This window comes from Salinicola sp. RZ23 (genome assembly GCF_003206675.1).
Taxonomy (GTDB): domain Bacteria; phylum Pseudomonadota; class Gammaproteobacteria; order Pseudomonadales; family Halomonadaceae; genus Salinicola; species Salinicola endophyticus.
In genome coordinates, this window is sequence record NZ_PZJK01000001.1 from 1 (window position 1) to 13,988 (window position 13,988).

14 protein-coding genes are annotated in these 13,988 nt (G+C 67.4%); 10 read left to right on the forward strand and 4 right to left on the reverse strand.

Annotation, left to right across the window (positions count from 1 at the left end):
• Window positions 1-251: 251 nt before the first annotated feature.
• Both DOM67_RS00005 and DOM67_RS00010 read right to left on the reverse strand, forming a co-directional pair.
• Window positions 252-1,490 carry an amino acid deaminase gene (locus tag DOM67_RS00005; protein ID WP_110673634.1) on the reverse strand — a complete coding sequence of 413 codons (1,239 nt, stop codon included), beginning with the start codon at window positions 1,488-1,490 and terminating at the stop codon, window positions 252-254.
• Window positions 1,491-1,560: 70 nt separating this feature from the next.
• A complete protein-coding gene (locus DOM67_RS00010; RefSeq protein ID WP_110673635.1) occupies window positions 1,561-2,319 on the reverse strand; it encodes an IclR family transcriptional regulator in 759 nt (252 codons plus the stop codon).
• Window positions 2,320-2,535: 216 nt separating this feature from the next.
• Here DOM67_RS00010 and DOM67_RS00015 point away from each other — a divergent pair, with 216 nt between their 5' ends.
• From DOM67_RS00015 to DOM67_RS00050, 8 genes are all read left to right on the forward strand, one after another.
• On the forward strand, window positions 2,536-3,372 hold the full coding sequence (locus DOM67_RS00015) for a transporter substrate-binding domain-containing protein (protein WP_110673636.1): 837 nt from the start codon (window positions 2,536-2,538) through the stop codon (window positions 3,370-3,372).
• Between the two features lie 71 nt (window positions 3,373-3,443).
• On the forward strand, window positions 3,444-4,109 hold the full coding sequence (locus DOM67_RS00020) for an amino acid ABC transporter permease (RefSeq protein WP_110673637.1): 666 nt from the start codon (window positions 3,444-3,446) through the stop codon (window positions 4,107-4,109).
• Window position 4,110: 1 nt separating this feature from the next.
• Entirely contained in the window at window positions 4,111-4,785 is a 675-nt protein-coding gene (locus DOM67_RS00025) for an amino acid ABC transporter permease (RefSeq protein WP_106420567.1), read from the forward strand.
• Window positions 4,782-5,546, forward strand: a complete 765-nt coding sequence (locus DOM67_RS00030; protein WP_110673638.1) for an amino acid ABC transporter ATP-binding protein — start codon at window positions 4,782-4,784, stop codon at window positions 5,544-5,546. The genes DOM67_RS00025 and DOM67_RS00030 overlap by 4 nt, the downstream gene beginning before the upstream one ends.
• 150 nt (window positions 5,547-5,696) lie before the next feature.
• Window positions 5,697-6,560, forward strand: coding sequence for a MurR/RpiR family transcriptional regulator (locus DOM67_RS00035; RefSeq protein WP_110673639.1), 864 nt, complete (start codon window positions 5,697-5,699; stop codon window positions 6,558-6,560).
• A 16-nt stretch (window positions 6,561-6,576) separates the two neighbouring features.
• Window positions 6,577-8,055, forward strand: a complete 1,479-nt coding sequence (locus DOM67_RS00040) for a D-aminoacylase (protein ID WP_110673640.1) — start codon at window positions 6,577-6,579, stop codon at window positions 8,053-8,055.
• 61 nt (window positions 8,056-8,116) lie between these two features.
• A complete protein-coding gene (locus tag DOM67_RS00045; protein ID WP_110650929.1) occupies window positions 8,117-8,509 on the forward strand; it encodes a RidA family protein in 393 nt (130 codons plus the stop codon).
• A 184-nt stretch (window positions 8,510-8,693) separates the two neighbouring features.
• Window positions 8,694-10,184 carry a sodium:solute symporter family protein gene (locus DOM67_RS00050; RefSeq protein WP_110673641.1) on the forward strand — a complete coding sequence of 497 codons (1,491 nt, stop codon included), beginning with the start codon at window positions 8,694-8,696 and terminating at the stop codon, window positions 10,182-10,184.
• A 65-nt stretch (window positions 10,185-10,249) separates the two neighbouring features.
• Here the strand turns inward: DOM67_RS00050 and DOM67_RS00055 are convergent, their stop codons facing one another.
• Window positions 10,250-10,735 carry an ureidoglycolate lyase gene (locus DOM67_RS00055; RefSeq protein ID WP_110673642.1) on the reverse strand — a complete coding sequence of 162 codons (486 nt, stop codon included), beginning with the start codon at window positions 10,733-10,735 and terminating at the stop codon, window positions 10,250-10,252.
• A 312-nt stretch (window positions 10,736-11,047) separates the two neighbouring features.
• Between DOM67_RS00055 and DOM67_RS00060 the strand changes: the two genes are divergently transcribed.
• Window positions 11,048-11,992 carry a 4-hydroxyproline epimerase gene (locus tag DOM67_RS00060; RefSeq protein WP_110673643.1) on the forward strand — a complete coding sequence of 315 codons (945 nt, stop codon included), beginning with the start codon at window positions 11,048-11,050 and terminating at the stop codon, window positions 11,990-11,992.
• A 42-nt stretch (window positions 11,993-12,034) separates the two neighbouring features.
• On the forward strand, window positions 12,035-12,982 hold the full coding sequence (locus DOM67_RS00065) for a dihydrodipicolinate synthase family protein (RefSeq protein WP_110673644.1): 948 nt from the start codon (window positions 12,035-12,037) through the stop codon (window positions 12,980-12,982).
• 30 nt (window positions 12,983-13,012) lie between these two features.
• Here the strand turns inward: DOM67_RS00065 and DOM67_RS00070 are convergent, their stop codons facing one another.
• On the reverse strand, window positions 13,013-13,750 hold the full coding sequence (locus DOM67_RS00070) for a FadR/GntR family transcriptional regulator (protein WP_110673645.1): 738 nt from the start codon (window positions 13,748-13,750) through the stop codon (window positions 13,013-13,015).
• Window positions 13,751-13,988: the final 238 nt, after the last annotated feature.

A 13,988-nucleotide genomic window follows, 5' to 3' on the forward strand; every position in this document is an offset into this window, starting at 1 on the left:
GAACCAAAAAAAAGCGAGCCAATGGCTCGCCAAGCTTCCGTCTGTGAATAAGGTCTCTTACCCGACGGAAGAGCGCTCGGGTGGGCCACCACCGCCGCAATCGGCAGTCATGGCCCGCAAGTAGAGAGGCGTCGACGTCGGGCACAGGGCACCGGCATCGCTCGCCGGTGCCAAGTTAAGCGAGCGGGATGCTGGCGTCAATATTTATGGAAAGGATTTCCAATTTTGTGATGCGGCATGTCAGGGCAGCATCAGAAGCAGGTTTCCAGGGTCTCCTCGACGTTCAGGTCGGCATCCACCAGCAGCAGGCGACGCCACTTGTCGAAGGTCAGACAGGGGTGCGAGGTGCCGAAGGCGATCACGTCACCCACCGCGACCTCGGTACCGGCGGGCAGCTCGAGGAACAGGTGCTGGTCCATGATGTGCACGCTGCGCCAGCCGTCGACCGCGCACGGCGTCGCCTGCCCCTGCGGATAGCGGCGCAGGACGATGGGCAGATCCGGCTCATGACCGATGTCGCGCTTGCCCAGGGCGACGATCGCGCGCCCCGGCTCGGGCAGCGACTGCACCTGGGCGAACACCTCCAGCGCCGGCTGCAGCTCGCCGGCGAGCTGCGGATGGCGTGACTTGATCTCGGCCATGGCGCCGGCGTAGAGCTTGTGGTCGTGGACCACGTAGCAGCCGGGGCGCAGCACCGGCGTGTAGTGCTGGCGCAGCTCGGCGCGGTCGAAACCCTCGGCGATCAGATCGAACCACTTGGAGCCCGAGGCGGTGACGATCGGTGCCTCGCGCGCCAGCGCCCCGCTCTCGCGCAGGCTGCGCACCGTCTCCACCAGCCGCGCGGCGTAGGCGCGTACCGCCGCGACCTCGTCGCCGCCGTGGATCAGCCCTTCGTAGCCCTCGACCCCCACCAGCGCCAGCGCCGGCTCGGCGGCGATCGCCGCCACCACCGCCGCGACCTGATCGGCGTCGCGACAGCCGCAGCGCCCACCGGCGACACCCAGCTCCACCAGAACCTGCAGACGAAGGCCGCGGGCGGCGAAGAAAGCCCCCAGCGCGCGTACGTTGTCGACCCCATCCACCACGCAGTAGTAGTCCAGCCCTGCGGCGATGGCATCCGCCACCAGTGCCATGTTGGGCTCGCCGATCAGCTGATTGACCATCAGCACGCGCTCGATGCCGTGGGCGTGGGCTGCCGCCGTCTGTACCGCGGTGGCCAGGGTAATGCCCCAGGCCCCCGCCGCCAGCTGACGCTTGAATAGCTCAGGCGTCATGGTGGTCTTGCCGTGGGGTGCCAGTTCGGCGCCATGGTCGGCGGCAAAGCGCTGCATCCAGGCGATGTTGTGGGCCAGCGCCGGCGCCAGCACCGCCGCCGCCGGCAGCGGCACGTCGCGCAGCAGCTTGGCCGGCGTCGACGCGCAGTACGGCGTGCCCTTCTCGATCACGGGGACACTGTTGATCACGGAAACAGGAGTGAGCGGGTGGTGCATGACGGGCCTCCAGGGGCAGAGCGAAAGATGACAACGCAGGAGAAGGGAACACGCAGCGCCAGGGCCATGCTCAGTCGCCGTGGGAGAGCGTCGCCGCGGCCTCGCGCAGAGCCTCGACGAGGGTCTCGCGGCGTGCCTGATCGGCATTGCGCCCCACGGTGAAGCAGAGCGTTGCGCGGGCGACGGTATCGCCCTCGTGAATGGGTACCGCCATGCAGCAGGCGAAGCTGTCCACCAGCCCTTCGGTGAGCGCATAGCCGCGCTGGCGCGTGTGTTCGATCTCGGCGAGGAAGGCATCGATATCGATCTGCTCACCGCTGGGCAGCACGAAATCGGTCTCCGGCACCAGCCCCAGGATCACCTCCCGCGGCATGCCGCCCAATAGCACGCGCCCCGAGGCGGTCCAGGGGATCGGCACCTTGACCCCGACCTCGGAACTGATCCGAAACGGCCGCGCACCGTTCTCGTTGAGCATGACGGTGTACTTGTCACCGTCGAGCATGCACAGCTGCGTGGTCTCGTCGAAGCGCGCCGAGAGTTGGCGCATCACCGGCCGCGCCCGGCGCAGCAGATCGTTGTGGTCAGCGTAGTCGAGGCCGAAGTAGTGCATCGCACGGCCGAAGAAGATACGCCCGTCGCTGCCGGTCTCCAGCCAGCCGGCCTCGCTGAGCAGATTGATCAGCTCATAGACGCTGGAGCGTGGCGCACCGGTGGCCGCCATCAGCTCCTTGGGCGTCATCGGTTCGCGATGCAGATGGAGCTGCTCGCACAGCGAGATGACGCGGTCGACGCCGCGCGCCCGGGACGTCGATGTCGTGGATTGACGCATATCGCCTCATGGCTGGCCGGCATGAGAGGCCATGGTATCCAGGCGGTGATCGCCTGGATACGCCCCTCTTGCGCGGCGGACGGGAATGCGCGCAGTATAGATTTATCCGGTAAACCAGACAACCGTCCGATATATCGGACAACAACGAATAGGGACACCGGATCGCAGCCGCACACCAGCAGCCGCAAACAACATCAACAACAGGTGAGCCTACCCATGACCACGATCCACAAGATGCTGGGCGCCATCTCGGTATTCGCCCTCTCCTCCCTGAGCGTCGCCGACGTGCACGCCGACACCCTGCAGGACGTACTGGCGCGCGGCGAGCTGATCGTCGGTACCGGCAGCGCCAATCCGCCCTGGCACTTCACCCAGGATGGCCAGACCGTGGGCTTCGATGCCGATATCGGTCATATCCTGGCCCAGGGGCTGTTCAACGACCCCAGCAAGGTGCGCTTCGTCAATCAATCTTCCGATGCGCGCATTCCCAACCTGCTGACCAACAAGGTCGATATCTCCTGCCAGGCGATGACCGTGACCGCGGCGCGGGCCCAGCAGGTCGCGTTCACCGTGCCCTACTACCGCGAAGGGGTCGGCCTGCTGATGCTCGACGGCGGAGACTACGCCGACTACCCCGCGCTCAAGGCGGCCGGCAGCGACATCACGGTGGCGGTGCTGCAGAACGTCTACGCCGAGCAGATGGTGCATCAGGCCCTGCCCGAGGCGAAGGTGGACCAGTACGAGAGCCAGAACCTGATCTATCAGGCGCTCAACTCCCACCGCGCCGACGCCGTGGCCACCGATCTCTCCACGCTGAAGTGGTACATGAAGAACAACAGCGGCCGCTATACCGACGCCGGCTACGCCTGGAACCCGCAGTCCTACGCCTGCGCGGTCTCGCCGGACGACGCCCGCTGGCTGCAGTTCGTCAACACCACCCTCGAGCAGGCGATGAACGGGGTCGAGTTCGAGCGTTATGCCGCGGCCTTCGAACAGTGGTTCGGCGAGCGTCCGCCGGCACCCGAGACCGGTTTCCCCAGCGAGATGCGCTGAGCCCCGGGGCCGCCGCGCCGGCATCTGGCGCGGCGGCCGGTCCTCGAATCACCGCCGGTGAATGAACTGCCATGAGCTATCACTTCAACTTCGCCCCGATCCTGGCGCAGTGGCCGCTGCTGTTGAGCGGTATCGGGCTGGGCCTGCTGCTGGCGCTGGTCTCCATCGCGATCGGCTCGCTGCTGGGTCTGGTCGTCGCCTTTGCCACCCGGGCACCGAGCCGCTGGCTCGCGGGCCTCGCCTTCGCCTGGATCTCGACCCTGCGCAATCTGCCGATTCTGGTGATCGTGCTGTTTCTGTTCTTCGGCATGCCCCAGCTGGGGCTGTCGCTGGACAAGATCAACAGCTTCATCCTCGCGCTGTCGCTCTATACCAGCGCCTACATGGCCGAAGTCTTCCGTGCCGGGCTGCTGAGCGTGCCACCGGGTCTGATCGAGGCGGGCCAGGCGATCGGCCTGACCCGGTCCCGCATTCAGCGCGATATCGTGCTGCCGATCATGTTCCGCAACGCGCTGCCGGCGTTCGGCAACAACTTCGTCTCGCTGTTCAAGGACACTTCGCTGGCCGCCACCATCGCGGTGCCGGAGCTGACCTACTATGCGCGCAAGATCAACTCCGAGACCTTCCGCGTGATCGAGGTCTGGCTGGTCGCTTCGTTGCTCTACATCGTCTGCTGCTACGCCATCACGCTGATTCTGCGGGCGCTGGAAAAGCGCCTGGTCCTGGAGGCGAACTGAGATGCAGTGGGACTACTTCTTCGACCAGGTGCTCAGCCACCGGGATGCGCTGCTGCAGGGCACCGCGGTCACCATCGGCGTCTCACTCTCGGCCATCGTCGCGGGCACCCTGCTGGGCATCGCGATCGGGGTCGCCGTGACCTACGGCATCAAGCCGCTGCGCTGGCCGGCGCGCGCCTACATCGACATCATCCGTGGTACCCCGGTGCTGGTCCTGGTGCTCGCTACCTTCTATATCTCGTCCGCCGTGGGCCTCGATCTGGGCGCCTTCCAGGCCGGGGTGCTGGCGCTGACGCTGTTCTGCGCCTCGCATGTCGGCGAGATCCTGCGCGGCGCCCTGCAGGCGCTGCCGCGCGGGCAGATCGAAGCCGGCCGCGCCATCGGCCTCACCTTCGGCGGCATCTTCCGCCACATCCTGTTCCCCCAGGCGCTGCGCTATGCGCTGCCGACCTGGATCACCGCCGCGGTGGAGATGGTCAAGGCGTCCACGCTGCTCTCCGTGATCGGCGTCGCCGAGCTGCTGCTCACCACCCAGCAGATCATCAGCAACAATTTTCTCAACATGCAGTTCTACCTGCTCGCGGGGCTGATCTATTTCCTGATCGACTTCGCCATCGAGCAGGTCGGACGCTACGTCGGCCGGCGCCTCGACCGCCCCGCCAGGAGAACGACATGACTCCCATCGTGGAAGTGCGCGCGCTGCACAAACGCTTCGGCGAACTCGAGGTGCTCAAAGGCATCGACCTCGTGGTGAACGAGGGCGAGGTAGTCTCCATCATCGGCTCCAGCGGTTCGGGCAAGACCACCCTGCTGCGCTGCCTCAATCTGCTCGAGGAGTTCCACCAGGGCGAGGTGCGGATCGGCGGCGAGAGCATCGGCTATCGCCAGCGCAACGGCCAGCGCGTGCGCGCCAGCGAGCGCGAGATCGCCGGCCAGCGGGCGATGACCGGCATGGTGTTCCAGGCGTTCAACCTGTTTCCGCACATGAGCGCGCTGGACAACGTCACCCTCGGCCTCACCCGGGTGCGTGGCATGTCCCGGCGCCAGGCGGTGGAGCTGGCCGACCACTGGCTGGAGCGGGTGGGCATGCGGGAGCGCCGCGATCATCGCCCCGCCCAGCTCTCCGGCGGCCAGCAGCAGCGGGTCGCGATCGCCCGCGCCATCGCCATGAATCCCCGCGTGATGCTGTTCGACGAGGCGACCTCGGCGCTCGATCCGGAGCGGGTCGGCGAGGTGCTCGAGACCATTCGCAGCCTCGCCCAGGAGGGCATGACCATGGTGCTGGTCACCCATGAGATGCGCTTCGCCCGCGATGTCTCCGACAAGGTGGTGTTCATGGATGGCGGCCGCATCGCCGAGCAGGGCCCGCCGGCGACGCTGTTCTCGACCCCAGAGTCAGCGCGGCTGCAGGCGTTTCTCAAGACCTCGTCACTGTGACCGCGAGCGCTTCGCCCCGGCGGGACGGGGCCGGTGCTGGCTGTCGACGAAGGTTAAAAGAAAATAACTTTCACGAATTCAGAAATTAGGATAGAAACTAACAGGCATGCATTTCCCGCCCGAGACCGGCCCCCGCCAGAGGAGAGCTTCGTGAGCCAGCAGGTCGACATCCTGTCGTTGATCACCGCCCGTCTTCCCAGCCTGCGCGCCGCCGAGCGCAAGGTCGCCGGGCTGATCTTCGACGATATCGATTTCGTCGCCGAGGCGAGCATCGGCGAGATCGCCGCCCGCGCCGGGGTCAGCGACGCCACGGTGACCCGCTTCGCCCGGGCGGTGGAGTGCCGTAACGTGCGCGACCTCAAGACCCGCCTGACCCGCGCCCTGGCCGCCGGCCGTCGCTTCATCCAGGAGGCGAACGAGGAGGATGGCCTCGGCGTGATCTACGACAGCGCCACCCAGACCCTGGCGCTCAACCGCACGCTGATGGAGCAGGCCGACGTCGAGGGCGCGGTGGAGATGCTCGATGGCGCGCGTCAGATTCTGGTCTTCGGCGCTGGCGGCGGCTCCACGGTGATGGCCCAGGAGCTGCAGTTCCGGCTGGTGCGGCTGGGCTATGCGATCAGCGCCTATCCCCAGGCGCTGCTGCCGCGCATGGTCGCCGCCACCCTGGAGCCGGAAGACGTGGTGGTGGCGCTCTCGGCCAGCGGCTACACCCCCGAGATCAACGATGCCACCGAGCTGGCCCGCGAATACGGTGCACGCGTGATCGCGATCACCGCGGTGGCCTCGCCGCTGGCCGGCATCGCCGACCTGGCGCTGCCGCTGGCCTCGCGGGAGACCGACTTCATCTATTTTCCGTCGTCGTCACGCTACGCCATGATGGCCGCCGTGGACATGCTGGCGCTGGGCCTGGCGCTGCGCCACCGGGCGCGGACCCGCGACAAGCTGCGGCGACTCAAGATCACCCTCGATGCCCATCGCGGTGGCGACAATCGCCAGCCGCTCGGCGACTGAGCCGCCAGGAGCGACCATGTCACACCAGCACGACCTGCTGATCCGCCGCGCCACTCTCATCGATGGCAGCGGCCGCGATGCCTTCGTCGCCGATGTCGCCGTCGACGGCGAGCGTATCGTCGCCGTGGGCGACCTGGCCGAGGCCCGCGGCCGCGAGGAGATCGCGGCTGCGGGGCTGACCCTGACCCCCGGCTTCATCGACGTCCACACCCACGACGACACCAATGTCATCCGCACCCCGGAGATGCTGCCCAAGCTCTCCCAGGGGGTGACCACGGTGGTGGTCGGCAACTGCGGCATCAGCGCCAGCCCGGTCAGCCTCGACGGCGAGGTACCGGACCCGATGAACCTGCTCGGGCGCGCCGAGGATTTCCGCTACCCCACCTTCGCCGCCTACGCCGAGGCGGTGGCCACGGCGCGTCCCAGCGTCAACGTAGCCGCGCTGATCGGCCACACCAGCCTGCGCAGCCAGGTGATGGATCGCTTCGACCGCCCCGCCAGCCCGGCCGAGATCGCGGCCATGCGCGCCCAGCTCGAGACCGCCCTGGCCGAGGGCGCGCTGGGGCTCTCCTCGGGGCTCGCCTACCGCAACGCCTTCCACGCCCCCAGCGCGGAGATGAATGCGCTGGTCGCCGCGGTGGGGCGCGCCGGCGGGGTCTACACCACGCATCTGCGCGACGAGTTCGCCGGGCTGCCGGCGGCGATGGACGAAGCCTTCGCCACCGCCGCCCACGGCCGCGCCCCACTGGTGATCTCGCATCTCAAGTGCGCCGGTGCCGGCAACTGGGGCAACGCGCCCCTGGCGCTGGCCAAACTGGATGCCGCGGCACACAGCCACGGCGTGCACTGCGACTGCTACCCCTACACCGCCGGCTCCTCGACGCTGGATCTGGGCCAGGTCACCGACGAGATCGAGATCTTCATCACCTGGTCCGACTCCCATCCCGAGATGGCGCGCCAGCCGCTGAAGACGATCGCCGCGCAGTGGGAACTGTCGCTGCTGGAGGCCGCCCGGCGGCTGCAGCCGGCCGGGGCGGTCTACCACAACATGAGCGAGGCGGATATGCGCCAGGTGCTGGCGCATCCGCTATCGATGGTGGGCTCCGACGGGCTGCCCAACGATCCGCATCCGCACCCGCGGCTATGGGGTGCCTTCCCGCGGGTGCTCGCCCACTACAGTCGCGACCTGAAACTGCTGCCGCTGACAGAGGCGGTTCGCAAGATGACCGGGCTCTCCGCCGCCAACTTCGGCCTGACCGACCGCGGTGAGATTCGTGTCGGCGCCTTCGCCGACCTGGTGCTGCTCGACCTCGACAAGCTCGAGGACACCGCCACCTACAGCGCGCCGATCGCCAAGGCCAGCGGCATCGAGCTGGTGGTGGTCAATGGCGTGATCGGCTATCGCCACGGCCAGGCCAGCGCCACCCGCGCCGGACGCCTGCTGCGACGCGAGGTGCAGCTATCGCCGCGCCCCTCGCGCCCCACCACCGCCTGATATCCCGTATCGGCCCCGCGCGCCGCGCGGGGTCTTCCCTGACCCAGAGAGGAGATTTTCCATGAGCATCAAGCGTTATGGCGTCGAAGGCGGCGTCGGCACCGGCGGCCAGAAGCTGCCCTTCGCCCGCGCCACCGAAGCGGGTGGCTGGCTGTTCGTCTCCGGCCAGACGCCGATGACCGACGGCGAAGTGGTCGAAGGCAGCATCGTCGAGCAGTCGCGGCTGGCCTTCGCCAACTGTCTGAAGATCGCCGAGGAGGCCGGTTACGGCGTGGAAGACGTGGTCCACGTCACCGCCGTGCTCACCGACGCGCGCTACTTCAGCTCGTTCAACAAGGTGTTCAAGGAAGTTTTCGGCGACCACCCGCCGGCGCGGATCTGCAGCGTCCAGGACCTGGTGGTCGACTGCAAGGTAGAGGTGGATATCAAGTGCTATCGCGCCGACCGCGCCTGACGAGCGCCCAAGCGGAGGCCTCTCTGGGCAAGCCTCCCGGCACTGCAAAGACATGAGAAAGCGGTAACGAAAGGTGGTCGCGCCCCGGCAAGGGCGCGACCGCAGTGAAAAACCCCACAGGACATGACATTTCACACTGCTCCGGTCGCGGCAACGACCGGGACGACAATTATAAGAGGTAGCCATGAACAGCCAAGTCTTCCTCGGCACCTTCGTCGCTTACGTGATCGTGATGATCGCATTCGGCTGCTGGGTTTCCCGCCACAGCCGCGGTAGCGGTGACGACTTTCTGCTCGGCGGGCGCAGCCTGCCGCTCTTCCTGACCATCGGCACCACCGTGGCGACCATGGTCGGCACCGGTTCGAGCATGGGGGCGGTCGGCTTCGGCTACGCCAACGGTTGGGCCGGGGCCCTCTACGGTATCGGCGGGGCGATCGGCGTGCTGCTGCTGGCGTTCTGGTTCGCCCCGGTGAGACGCCTGCGCTTCATGACCATGAGCGAGGAGCTCTCCTACTATGTCGGCGCCAATCGCCTGGTGCGCAACGTCGTCGCGGTGCTGATCTATATCGCCTGCATCGGCTGGCTCGGCGCGCATATTCTCGGCGGCGGCCTCTACCTGTCGTGGATGGCGGGGATCGACCTGACCACGGCGCGCATCCTGGTCGCGCTGGGCTTCGGCATCTACTGCGTGATCGGCGGCTACATGGCGGTGGTCTGGACCGACACCGTACAGGCGGTGGTGCTGTTCGTCGGCTTCATCGTGATGGCGATCATCGCCCTGGTCGAGGTCGGCGGCTTCTCCGGCCTCGGCACCCACATGGATGCCAGCGCCACCACCTTCCTCGGGATAGGCAAGATCGGCCTGGTACCGGCCATCTCGCTCGCCGCCGTCATCGCCGTCGGTGTGCTGGCGACACCCTCCTACCGCCAGCGCATCTACTCCGGCAACTCGGTGGCCTCGGTGCGCAAGTCGTTCGTGATCACCGGCGTGCTCTATCTGTTCTTCTCGGTCATTCCGGCGATCATCGGCATGGCGACCCACGCGCTCAATCCGAACCTGGACAACAGCAACTTCGCCTTCCCGTTCCTCGCCACCGAGATCCTGCCGCTGTGGCTGGGCCTGCTGCTGCTGGTGGCGGGGCTTTCGGCGACCATGTCGAGCGCCAGCTCCGATGCCATCGCCGGGGTCTCGATCCTGCTGCGCGATATCTACGTGCTGTTCACCGGCCACACGCCGTCGGCGCGCAAGGTCGTGGGGCTCTCCCGGCTGGCGCTGGTCGTCACCATCGGCCTGGCGCTGCTGTTCGCGCTCACCTCCAACAACGTCATCAGCTATATCACCAGCATGATCGCCACGGTGATGGCGGGGATGTTCGTCTGCGGCGTGCTCGGACGCTTCTGGCCGCGCTACACCTGGCAGGGGGCCATCGCTACCCTGGTGGCGGCCTCGGCGACCTCGCTGTCGGTGATCAATGTCGACAGCTGGACGGCGTTCTGGGGCAATCCCAGCATCCCCGCCGTGCTGGTCGCGCTGATCGTGGGTGTCGTCGTCAGCCTGGTCACGCCCGCCTCGAAGGTGACACCGGAACAGGCGCTCAAGATCATCGACGACGAACGCGAACGCATGGAGCAGGACGACATGCCGGCCAAGGCGGTTGGCGGCAAACCGGTCTGACGCCAACGCCAACGCGCTGGGGTGCCCCTGACGGGCACCCTAGCTCATCGCCTGCGACCGACTCGTCACGGCACCACGACCCGAATGTTCATCTCCCGCTCGTCGAGATTGTCGGCGCCGCCACGATCGACGACCAGAAACTCCCCTTCGCGCTCCAGCACCGAGTGGATCGCATGCCAGGTGCCAGCCCGATAGTTGACCCCCTGGCGGCCGTCGGTGACAAAGGCGCGAATCGCGCTCGGATCGATATCATCGCCCGGTGGCGCCACCACGACCACGAAGCGCTCCTCGTGCAGCGGCATGAACGCCTGGCTGCCCAGCGGATGACGCTCGAGCAGTGCGACCTCCAGCGGCAGCGTCACTGGCTGGCTGACGAAGATACTGATCAGCGGCGGCGTCGCAGCGTCACGAATATCGACCTTGGCCAGCGCATGGTGGCGCTGGGTACGCCCCCCGTTGATCGCGAACGACTCGCCGACGCGGGCATCGATCACCTCACCGAAGGGCGCGAAGGCCGCCGCGGTCAGCGGCTGCGCGTTGAGTTCCTGCATCTGCTCTGCTCCTGTCATCACTCACGATCGTGTTCCGCCTCCGGTTTTACCCCATGAGGCCGCGCGCGTCGCGCCGGTTTCCCAAGTTATCGTCTAAAGCAACACCCTCTGAGCGTGCCACCGGGACACGTTACCGACGATGGCAGTCGCCTCCCGATCCCATCTCGGCGCCTGGCTCCCCGCCGGTTCTTGCCACGACCTGACGACCTAGAGCTACCATCCCCTTCCCTTATCTTCCCGAGGATTGTATAAAATATAAAATCATCCAGACCTTGCCCCATCCACCACCGCCCTCTCGGCACGGGAGCCCCCATGCAGCGTATCCACGTCATCGACTCCCACACCGGCGGCGAGCCGACCCGGCTGGTGATGTCGGGCTTCCCGGCGCTGACCGGCGACATGGCCGCCCAGCGCGATCTGCTGCGCGAGCACCACGATCAATGGCGGCGGGCCTGTCTACTCGAACCGCGGGGCAACGACGTGCTGGTGGGGGCGCTCTACTGCGAGCCGGTCTCGCCGGAGGCCAGCTGCGGGGTGATCTTCTTCAACAACACAGGCTACCTGGGCATGTGCGGCCACGGCACCATCGGGCTGGTGGCGTCGCTTTACCATCTCGGCAAGCTGAGTCCGGGCACCCGTCGCATCGATACCCCAGTGGGGCAGGTCAGCGCCATCCTCCACGACGACGGTGCGGTCACCGTGGGCAACGTGCCCGCCTACCGCTATCGCCAGCGCGTACCGGTCGAGGTGCCGGGCTACGGCGTGGTGCATGGCGATATCGCCTGGGGCGGCAACTGGTTCTTCCTGGTGGGGGAGCACGACCAGGCGCTGACGCTGGCCAACGAGGAGGCGCTGACGGCCTTTACCTGGGCGATCCGCCAGGCGCTGGACGCACAGGCCATCACCGGCGAGAACGGTGGCCACATCGACCATATCGAGCTGTTCGCCGCGGACACCCACGGCAACCCGCCGGCCGACAGCCGCAACTTCGTGCTCTGCCCCGGCAAGGCCTACGACCGCTCCCCATGCGGTACCGGGACCAGCGCCAAGCTGGCCTGCCTGGCGGCGGACGGCAAGCTGGCCCCCGGCGAGACCTGGGTCCAGGCCAGCATCACCGGCAGCCGCTTCGAAGGGCGCTACGAATGGCGGGGCGATCGCATCCTGCCCTTCATCACCGGCAACGCCTATGTCACCGCCGATGCCACCCTGCTGATCGACGATAGCGATCCGTTCGCCTGGGGCATCACCGCCTCCTAGGTGCCCACGCACCACCCCTGACCGACATCCCAGAGGACAACCATGAGCGATTCCATTTTCAGCGGCTGCATCCCCGCGCTGATGACCCCGTGCACCGCACAGCGCACACCCGACTATGACGCCCTGGTCGCCAAGGGGCGCGAGCTGGTCGATCTCGGCATGCGCGCGGTGGTCTACTGCGGCTCCATGGGCGACTGGCCGCTGCTCAGCGAGGCCCAGCGCCAGGAGGGCGTGGCGCGGCTGGTCGCCGCCGGCGTGCCCGTCATCGTCGGCACCGGCGCGGTCAATTCGAAGGAGGCGGTCTCCCACGCCGCGCATGCGGCCAAGGTCGGTGCGCAAGGGTTGATGGTGATTCCCCGGGTGCTCTCCCGCGGCACCTCCAGCAGCGCCCAGCGCGCGCACTTCTCGGCGATCCTGGCCGCCGCCCCCGAGCTGCCGGCGGTGATCTACAACAGCCCCTACTACGGCTTCGCCACCCGCGCCGAGCTGTTCTTCGCGCTGCGCGAGGCGTTTCCCAACCTGGTCGGCTTCAAGGAGTTCGGCGGCGCCGAGGACCTGCGTTACGCCGCCGAGCACATCACCTCCCAGGACGATGACGTCAGCCTGATGGTGGGGGTCGACACCCAGGTAGTGCACGGCTTCGTCGACTGCAACGCCAGCGGCGCCATCACCGGGGTCGGCAACGCGCTGCCACGGGAGGTTCTCAAGCTGGTCGAGCTCAGCCGCCAGGCCGCCACCGGTGACCCCGAGGCGCGGCGCCTGGCACTGGAGCTGGAGCGCGCGCTGGCCGTGCTCTCCTCGTTCGACGAGGGCGCCGATCTGGTGCTCTACTACAAGCATCTGATGGTGCTCAACGGCGATAGCGAGTACCGCCTGCACTTCAATGAGAGCGACGCCCTCACCCCGGCCCAGCAGCGCTACGCCGAGACCCAGTACGCCCAGTTCCGTGCCTGGTATGCACGCTGGTCGGCTGCCCTGGGCACCGCCTGAAGCACTGAACCGGCGCCGGGCCGGCACGGCTCAGTCGCGGCGGCCGGAGAGCTGCTCCCGCGTGGTGCGGTGCACGCTCTCCAGATGGGTGAGCATGGCGCGCTCGGCCGCCTCGGGGTCGCCTTCGGCGAGCGCCGCGACGATCGCGCCGTGTTCGCGATAGCTCTGGGCAATGGCCGCCGGCTCGTTCATCACCTGACGCCGCAGGGGCAGGCCGAAAGCGTAGAGCTCTTCGGCGTAGCGCGCCAGGATCGGGTTGCGGGCCTGCGCCGAGATCAGCTTGTGGAAGCGCTGATCCGAGAGCTGGAAGTGCACCGGCGAGGCGAACAGTTCACGCTGCGCTTCGAGCAGCCGCCGGAGCAGGGCAACACCCTCGGCATCGATATGGCGCGCCGCCAGCCGGGCGATCGCCGCTTCCACCACCGCCCGGCTCTCGAACACGCTGTCGAGGTCGAGCGGGTCGAACTCGCCCGCACGCTGTGCCGGGGCCGCGTCACGAAAGCGCGCGAGCTCTGCCTCGCCGGCAACGATCCGCGTCTTGCTGCCATGGGCGACGGCGATCAGCCCGACGGCCTCGAGCCGCGCCATGGCGCCGCGCACCGTCTCGCGACTGACCCCGAATAGCTGCGACAGCGCGCGCTCCCCGGGCAGCTCGTCGCCATCCCGCAGCAATCCGGTGAGGATCATGTCGATCAGCTTGTCGGCGAGGAGCGCTTTCTTGGTCTTGCTCTGAAGCGTCTTCTCATGGGCGAAAGCGGGGTTGGGCATCGAACTCGTCTCTGAAACAGGCGTGACATCGTAGCGCGACGCCTCACGGCCTTGCACCGCTCCAGGCCGTGTCTGCATCGGGCCCGCCCCGGCATAGCCTGAGCCCGGACGGACTAGACATAGGTCTAGCACCATCGTGCCGGCGCTTGATGCGGCCCAGCAACACGGCTTACTGTCGCCCTACTGGTCTGGAAAGCCTACCAGCGTACCAGATATTCGACATCCCCTGTCGACACCC

Bases quoted from the DNA above. Each gene is read 5' to 3' on its own strand.
- DOM67_RS00005 (WP_110673634.1), bottom strand. From the start codon at position 1,490: ATGCACCACCCGCTCACTCCTGTTTCCGTGATCAACAGTGTCCCCGTG.
- DOM67_RS00070 (WP_110673645.1), bottom strand. From the start codon at position 13,750: ATGCCCAACCCCGCTTTCGCCCATGAGAAGACGCTTCAGAGCAAGACC.
- DOM67_RS00010 (WP_110673635.1), bottom strand. From the start codon at position 2,319: ATGCGTCAATCCACGACATCGACGTCCCGGGCGCGCGGCGTCGACCGC.
- DOM67_RS00055 (WP_110673642.1), bottom strand. From the start codon at position 10,735: ATGCAGGAACTCAACGCGCAGCCGCTGACCGCGGCGGCCTTCGCGCCC.
- DOM67_RS00015 (WP_110673636.1), top strand. From the start codon at position 2,536: ATGACCACGATCCACAAGATGCTGGGCGCCATCTCGGTATTCGCCCTC.
- DOM67_RS00060 (WP_110673643.1), top strand. From the start codon at position 11,048: ATGCAGCGTATCCACGTCATCGACTCCCACACCGGCGGCGAGCCGACC.
- DOM67_RS00040 (WP_110673640.1), top strand. From the start codon at position 6,577: ATGTCACACCAGCACGACCTGCTGATCCGCCGCGCCACTCTCATCGAT.
- DOM67_RS00065 (WP_110673644.1), top strand. From the start codon at position 12,035: ATGAGCGATTCCATTTTCAGCGGCTGCATCCCCGCGCTGATGACCCCG.
- DOM67_RS00025 (WP_106420567.1), top strand. From the start codon at position 4,111: ATGCAGTGGGACTACTTCTTCGACCAGGTGCTCAGCCACCGGGATGCG.
- DOM67_RS00050 (WP_110673641.1), top strand. From the start codon at position 8,694: ATGAACAGCCAAGTCTTCCTCGGCACCTTCGTCGCTTACGTGATCGTG.
- DOM67_RS00045 (WP_110650929.1), top strand. From the start codon at position 8,117: ATGAGCATCAAGCGTTATGGCGTCGAAGGCGGCGTCGGCACCGGCGGC.
- DOM67_RS00020 (WP_110673637.1), top strand. From the start codon at position 3,444: ATGAGCTATCACTTCAACTTCGCCCCGATCCTGGCGCAGTGGCCGCTG.
- DOM67_RS00030 (WP_110673638.1), top strand. From the start codon at position 4,782: ATGACTCCCATCGTGGAAGTGCGCGCGCTGCACAAACGCTTCGGCGAA.